This window comes from Methanocaldococcus lauensis (genome assembly GCF_902827225.1).
Classification (GTDB): Archaea; AGJL01; Methanococci; order Methanococcales; family Methanocaldococcaceae; genus Methanocaldococcus; species Methanocaldococcus lauensis.
Window position 1 is genome coordinate 871168 of the sequence record NZ_LR792632.1, and the last position, 17854, is coordinate 889021.

The 17854-nt window shown below is 29.6% G+C and carries 17 protein-coding genes and 1 CRISPR repeat array; of the genes, 12 read left to right on the plus strand and 5 right to left on the minus strand.

Annotation, left to right across the window (positions count from 1 at the left end; genetic code table 11):
* The first annotated feature begins 21 nt into the window (after nt 1-21).
* From ehbF to KMP69_RS04855, 6 genes are read left to right on the plus strand one after another with little or no spacing between them, the layout of a single operon-like run.
* A complete protein-coding gene (gene ehbF / locus KMP69_RS04830) occupies nt 22-1467 on the plus strand; it encodes an energy conserving hydrogenase EhbF (RefSeq protein WP_214399345.1) in 1446 nt (481 codons plus the stop codon).
* A 16-nt stretch (nt 1468-1483) separates the two neighbouring features.
* Nucleotides 1484-1804 (plus strand): hypothetical protein, encoded by a 321-nt coding sequence (locus KMP69_RS04835; protein WP_214399346.1) that lies wholly within the window; start codon nt 1484-1486, stop codon nt 1802-1804.
* 13 nt (nt 1805-1817) lie between these two features.
* Nucleotides 1818-2609 (plus strand): Na(+)/H(+) antiporter subunit B, encoded by a 792-nt coding sequence (locus KMP69_RS04840; RefSeq protein ID WP_214399347.1) that lies wholly within the window; start codon nt 1818-1820, stop codon nt 2607-2609.
* 19 nt (nt 2610-2628) lie between these two features.
* The gene (locus KMP69_RS04845) at nt 2629-2865 is read left to right on the plus strand and encodes a hypothetical protein (RefSeq protein ID WP_214399348.1); all 237 of its coding nucleotides are present in this window, start codon (nt 2629-2631) and stop codon (nt 2863-2865) included.
* Between the two features lie 28 nt (nt 2866-2893).
* Nucleotides 2894-4306, plus strand: coding sequence for a 4Fe-4S binding protein (locus KMP69_RS04850; protein WP_214399349.1), 1413 nt, complete (start codon nt 2894-2896; stop codon nt 4304-4306).
* Nucleotides 4307-4334: 28 nt separating this feature from the next.
* The gene (locus tag KMP69_RS04855; RefSeq protein ID WP_250543575.1) at nt 4335-4829 is read left to right on the plus strand and encodes a 4Fe-4S binding protein; all 495 of its coding nucleotides are present in this window, start codon (nt 4335-4337) and stop codon (nt 4827-4829) included.
* Nucleotides 4830-4869: 40 nt separating this feature from the next.
* On the opposite strand, the gene KMP69_RS04860 is transcribed toward KMP69_RS04855, so the two are convergent.
* Nucleotides 4870-5577 carry a (5-formylfuran-3-yl)methyl phosphate synthase gene (locus KMP69_RS04860; protein WP_214399351.1) on the minus strand — a complete coding sequence of 236 codons (708 nt, stop codon included), beginning with the start codon at nt 5575-5577 and terminating at the stop codon, nt 4870-4872.
* A gap of 214 nt (nt 5578-5791) precedes the next feature.
* Here KMP69_RS04860 and glmM point away from each other — a divergent pair, with 214 nt between their 5' ends.
* From glmM to KMP69_RS04880, 4 genes are read left to right on the plus strand one after another with little or no spacing between them, the layout of a single operon-like run.
* The gene (glmM, locus tag KMP69_RS04865; protein WP_214399352.1) at nt 5792-7138 is read left to right on the plus strand and encodes a phosphoglucosamine mutase; all 1347 of its coding nucleotides are present in this window, start codon (nt 5792-5794) and stop codon (nt 7136-7138) included.
* A gap of 20 nt (nt 7139-7158) precedes the next feature.
* A complete protein-coding gene (gene glmU / locus KMP69_RS04870) occupies nt 7159-8388 on the plus strand; it encodes a bifunctional UDP-N-acetylglucosamine diphosphorylase/glucosamine-1-phosphate N-acetyltransferase GlmU (protein ID WP_214399353.1) in 1230 nt (409 codons plus the stop codon).
* 5 nt (nt 8389-8393) lie between these two features.
* The gene (locus KMP69_RS04875; RefSeq protein ID WP_214399354.1) at nt 8394-8864 is read left to right on the plus strand and encodes a deoxyuridine 5'-triphosphate nucleotidohydrolase; all 471 of its coding nucleotides are present in this window, start codon (nt 8394-8396) and stop codon (nt 8862-8864) included.
* Between the two features lie 29 nt (nt 8865-8893).
* Entirely contained in the window at nt 8894-9709 is an 816-nt protein-coding gene (locus tag KMP69_RS04880) for an endo alpha-1,4 polygalactosaminidase (RefSeq protein WP_214399355.1), read from the plus strand.
* 14 nt (nt 9710-9723) lie between these two features.
* On the opposite strand, the gene KMP69_RS04885 is transcribed toward KMP69_RS04880, so the two are convergent.
* The 4 genes from KMP69_RS04885 to pheT are packed head-to-tail and all read right to left on the minus strand — an operon-like array spanning nt 9724 to nt 13548.
* Complete coding sequence (locus tag KMP69_RS04885; RefSeq protein WP_214399356.1) at nt 9724-10617, minus strand: homoserine kinase; 894 nt, start codon at nt 10615-10617, stop codon at nt 9724-9726.
* Nucleotides 10618-10640: 23 nt separating this feature from the next.
* Nucleotides 10641-11294: an NAD-binding protein gene (locus tag KMP69_RS04890; protein WP_214399357.1), complete on the minus strand. Its 654-nt coding sequence runs from the start codon at nt 11292-11294 to the stop codon at nt 10641-10643.
* 22 nt (nt 11295-11316) lie between these two features.
* The gene (locus KMP69_RS04895) at nt 11317-11871 is read right to left on the minus strand and encodes a DUF483 domain-containing protein (protein WP_214400754.1); all 555 of its coding nucleotides are present in this window, start codon (nt 11869-11871) and stop codon (nt 11317-11319) included.
* A gap of 30 nt (nt 11872-11901) precedes the next feature.
* Nucleotides 11902-13548: a phenylalanine--tRNA ligase subunit beta gene (gene pheT / locus KMP69_RS04900; RefSeq protein WP_214399358.1), complete on the minus strand. Its 1647-nt coding sequence runs from the start codon at nt 13546-13548 to the stop codon at nt 11902-11904.
* 470 nt (nt 13549-14018) lie between these two features.
* A CRISPR array of direct repeats spans nt 14019-15449; the repeat unit is 32 nt; unit sequence GTCTAAAATCAGACCCCTAAGGGGATGGAAAT.
* A 314-nt stretch (nt 15450-15763) separates the two neighbouring features.
* On the opposite strand from pheT, the gene KMP69_RS04905 reads away from it, so the two are divergent.
* Together KMP69_RS04905 and KMP69_RS04910 are read left to right on the plus strand one after the other, a co-directional pair.
* Nucleotides 15764-16507, plus strand: coding sequence for an ATP-binding protein (locus KMP69_RS04905; RefSeq protein ID WP_214399359.1), 744 nt, complete (start codon nt 15764-15766; stop codon nt 16505-16507).
* Between the two features lie 112 nt (nt 16508-16619).
* On the plus strand, nt 16620-17837 hold the full coding sequence (locus tag KMP69_RS04910) for a U32 family peptidase (protein ID WP_214399360.1): 1218 nt from the start codon (nt 16620-16622) through the stop codon (nt 17835-17837).
* The last annotated feature ends 17 nt before the right edge of the window (nt 17838-17854 follow it).

A 17854-nucleotide genomic window follows, 5' to 3' on the forward strand; every position in this document is an offset into this window, starting at 1 on the left:
ATAATTTTTTGAGGGGAGAAAATGAATTATCTTCCAATGATAATTATATTTCCACTCATTATGGCAATAATAATGAATTTACTGCATGGAAAGGAAAAGATAGTTAAATATCTAACATTTTTAATAGCGATTATTTTGATTATTCTTCCATTTATTGGGCAGTATGGATATTACTACTTTGGAGGTTATGGGGTTGTTGATGGATGGGTTTCAGGGATTGCCTATTACTACAATCCACTAAAGCAGGCAGTTCTTGTAGTTTTGGCAATAATTGCTTCTCTTGTTTTAATTGCTGGAATGGGAGAAAAATTAAAAAATAATATGTTCGTAACTCTCTCTTTAATGGGATTTGCAAGCGTTGCGGCAATGGTTTTAGCTGACGATCTATTTAACTTCTATGTATTTTTTGAAATAATATCAATTGTTCAAGTGGGGTTATTATTTTTATCTGGAACTGAAGAGGCATATAAGTCTGGATTAAGATACATGATAATGGGAAATATTGCCGCTTCGTTAATGCTGTTAGGAATTGCCTTTTTATTGGCATCTACAGGAACTTTAAACATAACAGATATGAAAAAATATATTTTGTCTGATAATCCTATGATATATGGAGGTTTGTTACTTTTAGTGGTTGGTTTAGCTTATGGTTCTGGACTTCCACCATTTCACAATGTTAAAGCAGACATATATGCAAGGGCAAAGGGATTTATTTCTGCAATACTGCAAACATATTCAAAATTTATATTAGTTGGATTTATGCTGATTATTTTAAAATTATTCAATGGATTGTCTTATTTTTCAGGAACTCATGCAGTTTTATTGGCATTGGGAGTTTTAGCAATGGTGTTTGGAGTAGTAATGGCTCTATTACAGAGTGATTATAAAAAACTTTTATCTTATCACGCTATAAGTCAGGCGGGATATGTTGCCACAGGATTGGCATTAGGAACGCCTTTGGGGATAGTTGCTGGAATTTTTCACGCAATAAACCACGTTATTTATAAAAGTGCCTTGTTTTTGGGGGCGTATATTGTAAGCCATAAAAAAGGTAGTGATTTACACAAGTTAGGAGGGTTACTCCCTATAATACCTTCTGTTGCATTTATGGTTTTGTGTGCCAAACTTGCCATTTCAGGAGTTCCACCATTTAATGGGTTTCAGAGTAAATGGATGCTTGCTCAGGCGGCAATGCAAGTGAATATGCCAGAAATAGCTATAATAATGATAATTGTTAGTATTGGAACTTTTGTTTCTATGATGAAAGCTTTCTATTTGATATATTTAAAGCCAGTTGATGAGGAAACTTTAAAAGAATATCAAAGTAAGGGAGTTCCTAAACTTGCAGTATTTAGTTTATTTATATTAACATCATTGTGTATAATCCTTGGAATTTACCCAGAGATTGTAACAAAGTATCTTTTTAATTATGCATATGAATTGGGAGTTCCTTATTGTTTAAAATAAGTTAGGTGATTTTGTTATGGACTATAACAAATTTCAAAAAGAGTTAGATAAAGATTCACATGGCGATGGAATTACTGTTGGAGCAGTGTTTGCTGGAGAATACACATTATACTTATTGTTTATATTTGGTTCTATAATTATTGGTAGAATATATGGAAAAACATTAATGACTTTATTTGGTTTAGCCACCTTAGCTTTCTCTCTATCTGTATCTCCTTTAATTTTTAAGTTTAAAAAGGAAAATTCAAATGCTATAAATTATCAACTATTCTGGCTCTCCATATTTTTGGGAGCAATAGCCTTCTGCATTTATATGACCAACTTTGAGTTTATGTAATTTAGGTGGTAAAATGAGCTCTAAAAGAGATTTAGTTACAGCAGTTTCATTCTTTGTGTTTGGAGCGTCTATACTATACAGTTTATCCAATATGCATGTAAATCCAGGAGTTAATTTAGTTTATTTAACTCATTATATTATTCCAAACTATGTTTGTTCAGTTATATTTGGATGGAGAGCTTATGATACTTTGGGAGAATGTTTAGTTTTAGTTGTTGCTGTTATGGTTTCTTGGGTAGTATTTGGAAAATCTTTATATGATAATACATACTTAAAAGAACTTTTTAAAGCTCCGGAAACTGATGATTATATAACTCTAAAAGGATGGGGAGAATATACACCAATAATTAAATTTTTAGCATTTCCTGCAAGTGTTTTTATGGTGGCACTGGGAATTGTAACAATATTAGGGGGACACATAACTCCTGGAGGAGGTTTTCAAGGAGGAGCATTAATAGCATCTGCTTTGATATTGTCAGTTGTAGCATTTGGTTCTAAAAGTCCATTGTGGTTTGATCACAAATACTTAGAAAAGTTAGAGGCAATAGGGGCTTTAACATATCTGTTGTTGGGAGTTGTAGGAATGTTTATTGGTGGCTATTATTTGTTTATCTTTACAAGTTTTGATAATATTTCAATATTCCCAGCACCAAAAGAAATAGTTACTGCTGGAATAATACCATATCTAAATATTGCCGTTGGATTAAAAGTTTTAGCAGGATTATCTACTGCAGCCTTTTTACTATCTTGTGAAAAAGTTATTATTGAGAGGATTGAAAAGTCAGAAGAAATTTTAAACAAATAATGTTAATGTGGTGAAGGAAATGTTAGAAATATCTTTATATTATCCCTCAATTCTTGCCTTTTTGTTGGGAGTATTTATTGGGGCAAAGTATAGAATGAAAATAAAAAATATTTTTGGATATCTTGTATTATCCATAGTTATTGCCTATTTTTTAAAGGCATTTCCTTACTACAATTTACCATTATCTTTAACATTTGTCTCTTCTGTAATTGGAATAATTTTGGGCAATAGAGTATTTGGAGGAAAGATGTCCTAAAATCTTAATTATTTTTTGGTGATATGTTATGATCATAACAATATTGGACAGATGTAGAGTAAATGAAGAGTGTAAAACCTGCCCATTTTATAGTAAAACATCAAAATGCATTGAAGCATGTCCTACCGATGCGATATTTTTGTTAAATAATAAGAGTTTTTCCTGTTTAACCTGTGGAGAGTGTGAAAGAAATTGCCCAAATAAGGCAATTAAAAGAAACAAGTTTGGAGGACTTTATGTTGATAGGAGAAGATGTAACGGTTGTGGAATTTGTGCAAATGTCTGTCCAATAAATATAATAAAAATTGTAGAAAAAGATGGGAAAAAGTTTCCAATGGGAATTTGTTCGATGTGTGGAGTTTGCGTTGAAGTATGCCCTTACAATGCAAGAGTAAGTTCTTATGAATTAATACAAACTAAAAGAGAAAAATTATCTGAGAGTTATTTAAAAGTCTTAGAAAATCTCACAAAAGTTAAACTTGTAGAAGCTTCAAAACCACAAAAAAATATTATTGAGAAGAAAGAGAGAAAATCTATTAAAATTGATAGAGATAAGTGTATTGGATGTTTAAGATGCTCCTATCTATGTCCAAGAGAAACAATAATTCCTGATTCTATAAATGGATGTACTTCCTGTAATCTCTGTGGAGAGAATTGTCCAAAAGATGCTATTAAAAATGGAGTAGTAGATTATGATAAATGTATTCTTTGCTTTAAATGTGTAGAAATCTGCCCAAATGATGCTTTAAAGGTTGAAAACTTTAAAGTTGTTAAAGTTAAGGAAAATAAAAAGATTCAACCTACAAGTTACTGTATAAACTGTGGATTGTGCTCTCTGAATTGTCCAAGTGGATCTTTGAGATTTGAGAATGGGAACTTATTTTATAGCCCAGATGTATGTTGGAAATGTTTTAAATGTGTAGAAATCTGCCCTAACGATGTTAGAAGGTTAAAAAACGATATTATTGTTGGAGGATGCTCTTTGTGTGGTATATGTATAAATAACTGTAAAGAAGATGCAATATCAATAACAACTGTTGAATTCAAGAGTATTAAAGATGAAAACTGCATACTCTGTGGAACTTGCTCAAATGTGTGTCCAAAAGATGCCATAATTATAGATAGGAGTAATAAAGTGGTTTTATTTACTGATGACTGTATATTGTGTGAGACATGTGCTATTCATTGTCCAAGAGATGTAATTCCAAATACAACTGGTTATAAGAAAATAGTTGATAAAGAAAATTCATTTATTAGAACTGATATGGATTTCTGTATAAAGTGTGGCTTATGCAATAAAGTATGTCCAAACAACTGCATAGACTATGGAGTTATTGATACAGATATTTGTGAATACTGTGGAGCCTGTTACAACATTTGCCCTACAAGAGCTATATATCTCCACAGAAAGTGGAAAGTTAAAGAGCCAATAAGAGATTAGAATAAATTTTAAAAATTTGGTGATTGCCTTGGAAGATCTAAAAAATTTTGCTAAAATATTTTTAACTGGGATATATGAAAACTTAGAAAGAATTATTTTTGGTTCAGGAAGATATACAAGTTTAGAGATGAGAGAGGCTATACTATCTGGAAAAATTAAGATTCCAAGAACAGTAATTGAAGATCTCTGTATAGGTTGTGAAGGATGTGCAAATGTTTGTCCAACTAAGGCAATTGAGATGATACCTATTGAGCCAATTAAAATAACTGAAAATTATGTAAAAGATAAGATTCCAAAAATTAATTATGAAAAATGTGTATATTGCCTATATTGCCACGATTTTTGTCCAGTTTTTTCTGTATTTAATGAAATATCGCCAATACACCCAAGGGATGTTGGTGAAGATTATATAGAAATTGATATTTCAAAAATATTAAAGAAAAAAGTTGAAATTTCTGAAGAACAATTAAATAGAATTTGTTCCATATTATCAATTAATTTAAGGAGAATTATTAAAGAATAAAATCTAAAATCTATTATTTTTTGATAATTAATGTCTATATCTATTTGCAAAGCTCTTTTAATTCTTTTACTAAATTTCTATCAATTCTTCCATTGTTTCTATCTCCTCCTTTACATACAGCACCTCTAACTCCAACAATATCAGTTCCAATACTTTTTAAAATTGGAATGTGTTCCTTTTTTATTGACCCCGCTAAGGCACATTTTAAACCATAATCGTGGCATTCATTAACAAACTCTTCTAATATCTCTTTGGTTTGGAAATCTAAAAGGGATTTTCCATCTTTTATTGCTGTATCTAACATCGCTACGTCACAACCAGAATCTCTCGCAATCTTTGGAATAATTAATGGTTCAACTGCCCCAACTCTATGAGCGTCAGCATAACCTGCGGCAACTACAATTTTACTATCATCAATATCTTTTACAGCCTTAACAACATTTTTCATTAACTCAACTGCCTGATAGTAGTTTTTAACGCCATATAATCCAACTTTTATATAGTCTGCTCCACTAATTGCCGCTCCTGTTGCAGCTAATGAAATAGTTCCAGGTTTATAAGGGACATCTCCAACTGTAGCGCTAACTAATAGCTCTTTTGGAGTAATTTTCCTTATTGCTTTAATCATCCAAGGGAAATTAGCCCCTAATGAACCCTCTTTTGGGTTTTTCACATCTATTATATCTGCTCCTCCTGCAATAGCCTCTTTTGCCTCTTCAACATCTATTGGACTTACTAAGAGTATCATACATTACACCTACTAAATATTAATGCTTTACAATTAATTAACTCATACATTTATACCTTATGTTCGCAATGTTATAATATAAAAATTTATGTTGTTTTGCTTCTATGTATTATTTAAAGTTTATTAATAGTTTTAGGATATTCTACTTTAACTATTAAAAATTTTTACCTTTAAAATCTTTAAAATAATTAAATAATCTAAAAATGGTGGTAAAATGGGTAAATTGTTTGGAACTTCTGGAATAAGGATGAAAAATTTATCTCCAAAAATTGCATATAAAGTAGGGTTAGCAATAGCTAAGAAGTATAAAAATGTTGTTATTGGGAGGGATACACGAACTACTGGAAAGTTAATTGAAACTGCACTATCTGCTGGTGTTTTAAGAGGAGGTGGAGAGATAACAACTATAGGAGTAGTTCCTACTCCTGTATTAGGTTTTAATGCGAGAAATTATGATGTTGGAGTTATGATAACTGCCTCTCATAATCCACCAGAATACAATGGAATAAAGCTTTTCAATAAAAATGGCTTAGCATTTAATAAAAAAGAAGAAGATGAAATTGAAGAAATTATATTCAAAAAAGATTTTAATGAGGTAAATTGGGATGAAGTGGGAGAAATATGGGAAGATAATAAATGTATAAAAAATTATATGGACTACATCTTAGAAAAGATTGAAGTAAATAAAAAATTTAATGTAGTTGTTGATTGTGCCAATGCTTCTGCCTGCTTAGTATCTCCTTATCTATTTACAGACGTTGGTTGCCATGTAATATCAGTTAATAGCCATATGGATGGAAGATTTATTGGTAGATTACCAGAACCTAATGAAAAAAACCTTAAAAAAACTATGGATATGATTAAAGGATTAAATTCTGATAGAAATAGTTATATTGGAATTGCACACGATGGGGATGCAGATAGAATGGTAGCAATAGACGAAAAAGGAAGATTAGCAGATTTTGATAAATTATTAGCGGCATTTTCAAGATATATAGTTGAAAAAACTGGAACTAAAACTATAGTTACTACGGTAGATGCTTCAATGGTCATTGATGAATATTTAAAAGACTTAGATGTTGAAGTAAAAAGAACTAAAGTTGGAGATGTTTATGTTGCCGAAGAAATGATTAAATCTTCATCTATCTTTGGTGGAGAACCTTCTGGCACTTGGATTCATGGAGATATTCACTTAACTCCTGATGGAATTCTAAGTGGATTGAGAGTTTTAGAGATGTTAGAATTTTACAATAAGAAATTATATGAAATTTTGGATGAAATTCCTTCATATATAAATTTGAGAGAAAAAATTTACTGTGAAGATGAAAAAAAAGAAAAAGTAATGAATTATGTTATTGAAAATGGGGAAAAAATTTTTAAAACTCCCCCAGAAACTGTTGATGGAGCAAGGTTTAACTTGCCAAATGGTTGGATTTTAATAAGACCTTCTGGAACTGAGCCATATATTAGAATTAGAGTTGAAGCGAAAAATATGAGTTTAGCTAAAGATTTATTAGAAAAAGGAATAAAGTTGGTTAAAAATGGGCTTTCATTAACATAAATTATTTTTTGGTGATGTAAATGGACTCTATAATATTATGCGCTGGTAAAGGAGAAAGATTAAAACCTCTAACTGAAAATAGACCAAAACCAATGATTCCTATAGCTGGTAAGCCAATTTTACAACACATAATTGAGAAAGTTGAGGATTTAGTAGATAACATTTACATAGTTGTTAAATATAAAAAAGAAAAAATTATTGATTACTTTAAAGATTATCCAAAAGTTAAGTTTTTAGAGCAAGGAAAGATAGATGGAACTGGACAGGCAGTTTTAACTGCTAAAGATTATGTAGATAACGAATTTTTAGTTATAAATGGAGATATTATCTTTGAAGATGATTTAAGGGGATTTTTAAAATATAAATATGCCATTGCTGTTAAAGAAGTAGAAAATCCTGAAAATTTTGGAGTAGTTGTCTTAGATGAAGAAAATAATATTGTAGAAATACAAGAGAAACCTAAAAATCCTAAATCAAATTTAATAAATGCTGGAATATATAAATTTGATAGAAAGATTTTTGATTTAATTGAAAAAACAAAAATCTCTAAAAGAGGAGAGAGAGAAATTACAGATGCAATAAAACAACTTATTAAAGAAGAAAAGGTTAAAGGAATAAAATTAGAGGGATATTGGAACGATGTTGGAAGGCCATGGGATGTTTTAGAAGCAAATAAACATCTTTTGAGTAAAATAAATAGAGATATAAAAGGAAAAATTGAAGAGAATGTAGTAATTAAAGGAAATGTTGTAATTGAAGAAAATGCTATTATAAAAGCAAATTCAGTTATTGAAGGGCCTGCAATTATTAAAAAAGGGGCTGTTGTGGGGCCGTTAGCATATATAAGGCCATACACAGTTTTAATGGAAAATACTTTTGTTGGAAACTCATCTGAAGTTAAGGCAAGCATAATAATGAAAAATACAAAAATTCCGCATCTCTCTTATGTTGGAGATAGTATTATAGGGGAAAATTGTAATTTTGGTTGTAATACAATAACTGCCAACTTAAGATTTGATGACAAACCTGTTAAAGTAAATATAAAAGGTAAAAGGGTTGAAAGTGTAAGAAAATTGGGAATAATAATGGGAGATAATGTTAAGACAGGAATTCAAGTCTCTTTTATGCCGGGAGTTAAAGTTGGAAGCAATTGCTGGATTGGAGCAAGTTGTTTAATTGATAGAGATATAGAAAGTAATACTTTTGTATATAAAAAGGATGAGTTAATTTTTAAAAAATTAAATTGGTGAAGTTAATGATTATAGGTCCAAATAAATCAAAAAATTTTTTTGATAATTTGAAAGATGAGCAAATTCAACAGTGTGGGATTGATTTAAGAGTTTGGAAGATATTTAAATTAGAAGGAGAAGGAGTTATTGACTTTTCAAACGAAAAAAGAAAATTACCAAATTACATTGAGATATTCAACTCTGAAAAAGATGAATTTGTAAGATTAGAGAATGGAGTTTATATTGTGAAGATAGCTGATTATATAAAAATTCCTAATAATATCGCCGCCTTTACATTTCCAAGAAGTTCTTTATTGAGGATGGGAGCAACTTTATACTCCGCAGTTCACGACCCTGGATATGAAGGAAGACCAGAATATTTACTGCAAGTTTTCAATCCAATAACCATTCATAAATATGCAAGAATTGCACAAATAGTTTTTTTCGAGTGTAAAGATGTTAGTAGTGTTTATAATGGCATTTACAAAGGAAAATAGTATAAAAATCAACATAATAGGTGAAATAAATGAGAAAACTTTTATTATCTATTCTACTTTTAATTTTATTTTGTGGATGTTTAGGAAATCCAAAAATTACCAACAATAAATTAAACATCTACAATTTTTGGGTTTATTATGGTTCAGACAACATAGAAAATCTTTCAAAGTATGATTTGGTTATTATTGAACCATACAATTACAAAAAAGAAGATATTCAAAAATTAAAGTCATTAAATCCAAATATAAAAGTTATTGCCTATCTAAGCATTGGAGAAGTTAGCAAAGACAGACCATATTTCAAAGATTGTCAAAATATAATTATTGGAAAAAATCCAAATTGGACCTCTTACTATGTAAATATCTCATCCTCAATATGGCAAAATATAATCATAGATGAAGTTAAAAAATTTAAAAATATGGGGTTTGATGGAGTATTTTTAGATACAGTTGATAGTGCAATCTATACAAACCAAAAAAATGAAGTTATTGAGTTAATCAAAAAAATTAGAAAAGAAAATCCAAATATAATAATTATACAAAATAGGGGCTTTGAAATTGTTAATGAAACCGCCCCATACATAGATGGTGTTCTTTTTGAGGACTTCACAACATATTATGATTTCAAAACTAAAAACGCATATTATTGGAATGGTAGTGATTTAAATTGGATTAATGCTCAAAGTGAAAAACTAAAAAATTTGAAGGAAAAATATGGTATAATTATTTTAACATTGGATTATGTTAATAATAATGAAATGGCTAAAAAGTGTATTGAACATGCTAAAGAATATGGCTTTATTCCAATGACTACTAATGATATTAATTTAAATTCAATTAATTAGCTTTTTTATTTAAGTTAAGTAATTAATTCAACCCCTTTTCCAACTTCTGTTCTTATTGTAGTTCCATAATAATCTCTTAAAATTTCTTCTACATCATCAATAAACTCTTCTTTTGGTAAAACAATTATTGAAGGTCCAGAACCACTTATTGTAATTCCATAAACTTTATCTTTAACTTCTTCTTTAACTTTAAAATAGTTTGGAATTAATTTACCTCTCACAGGCTCTATAATGTTGTCAGACATCATATATCTTCCAAACAATGATTTATCTTTTTTATATAATGCATAAACCATTCCACAGGCTTTTCCTACATTATTTACTAAATCTTTTAAATTTACACTTTTTGGTAAAATTTCTCTTGCTTCTTTTGTATTTATTGATATATCTGGAATGGCTATTAAAATATCAAGTTTAAAATCTATTGGTATATGTAAAACTTCTAAAGGTTCATAGTTTGTTATCATAGTAAAATCTCCAAATATTGCTGGGGCAACATTATCAGCATGCTTTGCATTTGAAGATGCTAATTCACCATAAGAGGCATAATCCACTAACTTTAATTTATTTAGATTTAAATTAAACAGTTTATTTATTGCATAGGCAGTCCCAGCAGATGATGCGGCAGAACTTCCAAGACCACTACCAGCCTTAACTCCTTTTTTTATTTTTATTTTAACTCCATTTTTAATATTAAAGTCATTTAACATCTTTTTTGCAACAATTCCAGCAACATTCTCATCAGGATTAGTGGGAATATTTTTATCATTTACTTCAATAATAATTTCTTTATCATCTAATTTTTCAACTTCAACTATATCATAAGGTTCTTTTAAGCATAAACCAAATACATCAAATCCTACTCCTAAATTAGCAGATGTACAAGGAGCTTTTACTTTAACTCTCAAATTTTCACCTTCTATTTTATTATTTACTCTAAAAACATCTTTCTTATTATATCTACAGCATCTTTTTTTACTAAAACTAAAACTCTATCTCCAGGCTTTAATTCAATATCTCCACTAGGAATTTTTAATTCACTTCCTTCATAAATAGCAATAATCAAATAATCTTGTGGCCTTCCAAGATCTTTTATTTTTTTATAAGCCACTTTAGATTTTTCAGGAATTATGAATTCTAAAATCTCAGCCTCTCCTCTTCCTATAATCGTTAAATCTAATATTCCCGGCCTATCAATCAACTTTTCTATATAATTAGCGGCTATTAATTCTGGTGATACTACTACATCAACCCCTAACCTCTCAAAAACATCCTTATACTCTATTTCAGAAATTCTCGCAATTGTTTTATCAACTCCATAACTCTTTGCAAGTAAAGAACTCATTAAATTAACTTCTTCCTTACCAGTTACCGCTATATATATATCGGCATCTTCAATTCCAGCCTCTTCTAAGGTTTTTGTTTTCGTGCAATCTCCATGTATAATTAAGGCATCAATTTCGGCAGATACTTTATTACATATCTCTTTATCACTATCGATTAAAACAATATCATGCCCCTTATCACACAAAGACTTAGCCAAAGTATAACCAATTCTACCAATTCCCGCAATGATTATAATCATAAAATAACACCAAAAATATTTTTTAAAGAATAATTTTTTCATAAAATTCGCTATATCCAAAATGCCAATGAACTATTTTTTTCTTTAATTCCTCTTCAAGTTTTAATATTTTTTCAAACTCCTCTCTATTTAAATATCCTATGAATCCTCTTTTTATTGCCTCCTCACATTTTAAACTGCATGGAATAAAACCAGAGGGTAAAACAATAGCATAAACTCCTTTATTTTTTAACTCCTCCCTTATTTCATCAACCTCTTTTAAATGCTCATTATCAATAGATATTCTAACATTTTCAACGAAAGATTTTATGCAACATTCTGGATATTCTAAAAGTTTTCCTATCTCATAGTCATCCAATCTCCTATATATTCCAAGTTCTGTTGAAACTATTGGATCTATTGCTGGCCGAACTTTTGGCTTATATTTCTCAACAATTTCAATTTGAAACTTCAATCTATCAATTATATTTTTATATTGGAATTCATCTAAACTTTGAATATGTTTTTTTAAAATTTCAAAATCTTCTAACTCTCCATTTCTTAACTTTTCAATTTTATATAGCAATTTTTTAAGCATATTTTCCATATTTTCACATTAATTATTATTTTATTCAATTTCTAATTCAAAGCCAACGACTGGATGCTCTAATTCAAAGTTAACTATAACTTCTGGATGAATTTCTCCAAAATAGCCAATTATCTTTCCATCTCTTAAAATTTTAGCACATCTTCCTTTAATAAATGATGGATGATCATAATTTTCAAGTTCATATTCAATTTTTAGTTCTCTCAATAAACCCTCTACATAACTCTTTATTTCATTGAAGTTTGTTTCACTGTCTAAAATAACTCCACCTATCTTTTTCACAACCCTTGATTTTGTCTCCATACTTTCATCAATAACAACACAGTCACCAATTTCAAATAGTTTATGAGGCAACTCTTTATGTTTATTAATTCTCAAAGTTTCCATTAGTAATGGTAGAAGACTCTTTCTAACAATTCTATGTTCAATTGACGCTGGTTTTAAAACTTCTATATAGTTGTCATCTTCAATTCTCATCTTTTTAAATAAAATTTCATCATTTGATAGCATTAAGTTTATAACTTCATAAAATCCAAAACCAATCATTATTTCTCTTATAAAGTCACATTTTTTTTCTAATTTGTCGAGTTCTCCGATTGTTGCAATACTTGGATATTCTCCAAAAAACTTATCGTATCCATAACCTATAGCAACCTCTTCAGCGATGTCTATTTCACCAAATACATCAACTCTATATGGGGGAATAATAACCTTCAACTTATTATCTACAAATTGAGCATCCAACCTACATCTCCTTAAATAATTTATTATTGCCCCAGGAGTTAGATTTGTTCCTAAAACTCTATTTATATAGTCAGGAGTAGTTATTATAACATCTTCTTTTAAATTTGGATAAATAGTAGAGTTATTATTTTCAATTACTTCAACTGAATGTATTTTTGCATACTTTCTTTCAGCCAATGCAGTTACAATAATGTTTAAAGTTTTTTCAACTAAATATTTGTCAATTCCAGTGACATCGATGAATAAGTTTCTTGTCTCAGTATTAACTTTTGTTAATTCTCCGTTAATTATTGGAGGCATAGATAAAACATTTCCTTCACTATCTAAGATTATTGGAAATTTATCATCTTTAATTAAATGACCATATTTAATTCCTTTTTCGTGTTTTTCTAAAATTTCCTTTGGAGTCATTTCTTCATCACAGTTTAAAGGAACAAATTTAATTTCATCTCCTTTAACTTCTTTGTAGTAAAATGGTGGCTTAACCTTATCAAAGTCGTGTATTCCTATAGCCACCTTTTTTCTATCTCTTCCCAAAACCCAGTGTAATTTCTCTTGTAAATTAATTATACTCTCCAAAACATAGTCATCAATAATAATTCCTTTAATTAACGCTCCCGCTATGTATGGTCTTGTGGTAACATTATCAACAAATAATTTTACATTTGAGCATTCAACATCGTATTTCTTTAAACCAGTTTCTATTCCTATAAAACCTCTAAAACCTCTTGCTAAACCTTCAACGCTTAAATAATCTGGCCTATTTGGATTTATTGAAAATTGAATTATCTTTTCTCCATCTTCTTCAAAAATTTCTTCCACTTCCACACCCATCATTGGAAACTTGCTCTCTATAAACTCATCCTCTAAGGGCATATTTACCAATCTTTCTATGTCAACTTTTTTTACATTTATTGTTGGCATATAATCACCAGCACTATTTTTTTAATAATTTTATTAATAAAATTCCATCAGATATTTTAATTTATCTCTAATATTTTAGTTTAAGTTTGTCAATGTAGTTATTATTTATCACGCTAAAAATTTTTATTTTTTGATTTAAAGGATTTTAATTTAATATTTTTAAATTTTAGGGGATTTTATTAAATTTCGGAGGGTCTTCTATTTTGATTAATTTGAATAATTAAGTTTATTAAATTATCGCGATTTTTAAGATAGTTTGGTTATTTGTTTTTATCTATAATTTTCTCCAACAATTAGGTTAATATTAAAAATTTAAAGAATTTTTAAACTAATAAATAAAAATAGAAAAGTTTATATATAAGTTCGGAGGTATATAAATAACAAGGGTTACTGACCCTCCGAACTATAACCCCCCAACAAAGAAGCATAATAAAGTAATTTTAGTCCTTAATCTCAAAAAATTATACCCTGTCTAAAATCAGACCCCTAAGGGGATGGAAATTGCATTTGAGATTTTGAAATTTAGTTATTCATTGTCTAAAATCAGACCCCTAAGGGGATGGAAATTAGCCCACCAGGGGGCGTCATCGATGTCTGTTTTGTCTAAAATCAGACCCCTAAGGGGATGGAAATAAACCACAACCTAAGCAAACCAAACTAAACTTCTTAGAGTCTAAAATCAGACCCCTAAGGGGATGGAAATATAAACTTTATTACGACTTCTAAAATGAGATTGTAAGGTCTAAAATCAGACCCCTAAGGGGATGGAAATGTGTTTTCCAAATCTACACACATAATCTACATCTATCTGTCTAAAATCAGACCCCTAAGGGGATGGAAATTACATTAATGTCTATTTTCTCAACATTCCTGTTAAATTTTTTTACATTAAGTCTAAAATCAGACCCCTAAGGGGATGGAAATGAAACAGGAAATTTAGATATTGATAAGATAATTTAGTCTAAAATCAGACCCCTAAGGGGATGGAAATACATTTTATTCTTTTTGCATATAATAATCACATTTTGTTGTCTAAAATCAGACCCCTAAGGGGATGGAAATATAACTTCTTTAAAACTAAATTCTTTATCGTTTATAGTCTAAAATCAGACCCCTAAGGGGATGGAAATACAGATATTAATAGATTTAATAGTGTATTAGATGCTGTCTAAAATCAGACCCCTAAGGGGATGGAAATTATCGTCATCAAAAAATTATTTTTTAAATATTCTTCTTTTATGGTCTAAAATCAGACCCCTAAGGGGATGGAAATAAAAGTTCGAATCATAATATATCTTTATTTATTTTTCTTTCAGTCTAAAATCAGACCCCTAAGGGGATGGAAATAGTAATACCCATCGACATATTCTATATGAAGTGGTCTAAAATCAGACCCCTAAGGGGATGGAAATATATTAGGATTATCAGCAAGTCCAAAGACATCATCTAAGTCTAAAATCAGACCCCTAAGGGGATGGAAATGATAACAATATGACACTAATAGCAATATAGAGGGATGTCTAAAATCAGACCCCTAAGGGGATGGAAATACAGGGATTAATAATAAAAACTCCGACTGTCAAATTTACAGTCTAAAATCAGACCCCTAAGGGGATGGAAATGAACTGTTGTCAGAAGAGAGTTCTTTAATAAATACAGACGAGTCTAAAATCAGACCCCTAAGGGGATGGAAATATATATACTTGGACATCCATAATACCTCCCCATACTGGTCTAAAATCAGACCCCTAAGGGGATGGAAATGATTCTCTATCTACTAAAATGTAGCCCATAAAATCCCGTCTAAAATCAGACCCCTAAGGGGATGGAAATGATTGAGGGATTACAAACAGAAAACAGATATGCTGCGTCTAAAATCAGACCCCTAAGGGGATGGAAATGTCGTTAGTTAATAATCCGAATGTTGTTGATATTTTGATGTCTAAAATCAGACCCCTAAGGGGGAAAATGATTTTAATTTAAGAGGCATTGCTTCCTAAGGGAAGCAATGCATCGGGGGTATACCAATAGGGGGTATCCCCCTATGGGTGTAAAATCAGACCCCTAAGGGGATGGAAATCAAAAAGGATATAAAAAAGATAAAGATTTTTTATCAATTTTTTTATCCAAATATTAAAATAAAAAGAAGCACAATAACATATTTATACCCAAAAACATAGTATTTTAAATAATATTACAACATATGGGGGTTATTATGAAGATTTCTATATGTGGAAAAGGTGGATGTGGAAAAAGTACAATATCTTCTTTAATTGCAAAAGAATTTGCTAAAAAAGGTTACAATGTTTTAGTAATTGATGGAGATGAATCTAATATCAGTTTGCACAAATTTTTAGGGATGAATCAACCAAAAGATTTTATAGAATACTTAGGCGGCAGAAAAATTTTCATGCAAAAGGTAAAATCTAAAAAAAATGTTGATTTATTTGATGAAATGACAATTGACGATTTACCAAAAGATTACATAGTTGAGAAAGACAATATAAAACTTTTAGCTATGGGTAAAATCCACGATTTTGGAGAAGGTTGTGCATGTCCAATGGGTGTTTTATTAAGAGAACTATTAAAGAGTTTAAAATTGAAAGATAATGAAATAGTTATCGTAGATACTGAGGCTGGAATTGAGCATTTTGGAAGAGGTGTTGAAGGAGGCTGTGATATAATTATTGGAATCGTTGATCCAACTTATGAGTCTATAAGATTGGCAAAAAAAATAGAGGAAATTGGAGAAAAACTTGGTAAGAAAGTTTATTTCATAGTAAATAAGGTAGATGATGAAACTAAAGATTTAGTACTCGAAAATATTAACAAAGATAAAGTAATAGCTATAATTCCTACAAACAAAGATATAGTAAAATTGTGTCTAAGAGGGGAAGAGCTAAATATTGAACTTCCAGAAATTAACAAAGTAGTCGAATTTTTAATTAACCAAAATTAAAATTTCTATTTTAAATTTATTTAATCAATTTAATCAAATATAATTTACAGAATCTTCAATCATTGGATCTTTTTTGTCCATAATATTAACAAAAACTTTTAAAGTGATTATTATGGTAGAGTTATTATCTCCTGCAAATGATATAATATGTCTAAAAACAGCTATTGATTATGGAGCTGATGCTGTTTATTGTGGTTTGAAAGAGTTAAATATGAGGGCTAATGCAAAGAACTTTACAAGAGAGGAGTTAATTGAAGGAGTTAAATATGCTCATGATAATAATAAAAAGGTTTATCTCTGCACAAATACAGTTGTTTATGAGAAAGATTTAAAAAAAGTTATGGAAATTTTAGATTTTGCAAATTCTGCTGAGGTTGATGCAGTTATTGTTTCAGACATTGGAACTATGCAGTTGGCAAAAGAGTATGGTTTAAGAGTTCATGCAAGTGTTCAATGTAATATAACAAATTCTTTAACATCTAAATTTTACTCTAAATTTGCTAAGAGAGTTATATTATCAAGAGAATTAACTTTAAATCAAATAAGAGAGATTAGAAAAAATTTAAAAAAAGATAATGTAGATTTAGAGTTAGAAGGGTTTGTTCATGGGGCTTTATGTGTTGCTATAAGTGGTAGATGCTTTTTAAGTGCATATTTGTTTAATAGGCATGCAAACTGTGGCGACTGCTTACAGCCATGTAGGAGAAGGTGGAAGTTAATTAATGAGCATTTTGATGGAACCTATGAAGTAGTTTGTGAAGGAAAATATCTGTTATCTCCAAAAGATTTATGCATGATAGAGCATATTCCAGAATTATTGGAGGTTTTTGATTCATTTAAAATTGAAGGTAGAGCTAAAAATGCTGATTATGTTATGAGAACAACAAAAATTTATAGAGAAGCAATTGATAGCGTTTTTGATGGAACTTACTACGAAAAACTCCATTACTTCAAAAAAGAGCTACAAAAAGTATATAATAGAGGATATGATACTGGATTCTACTTTAGAGATGTTAATAAAAATCATGATTTCCAATACAATATAGAGGGTAATGCTTCAAAGTATAGAAAAATAGAAATAGGAAGAGTAGTTAATTTCTATAAAAAAGTTAGTGTGGCAGAGATTGAATTATGGGATGATTTAAAAATTGGAGACACTATATTGATAGTAGGAAAAACTACTGGATGCGTTGAAGAAACAGTAAAATCAATGCAAATAAACCATAAAGATGTTAAAGTAGCAAAAAAAGGAGATAGAGTTGGAGTTAAATTAAATCACTTAGTTAGGGAGGGAGATAGAGTTTATATATTAAAAGAAATTAGTAATTAAGCAATTTGGGAGATAAA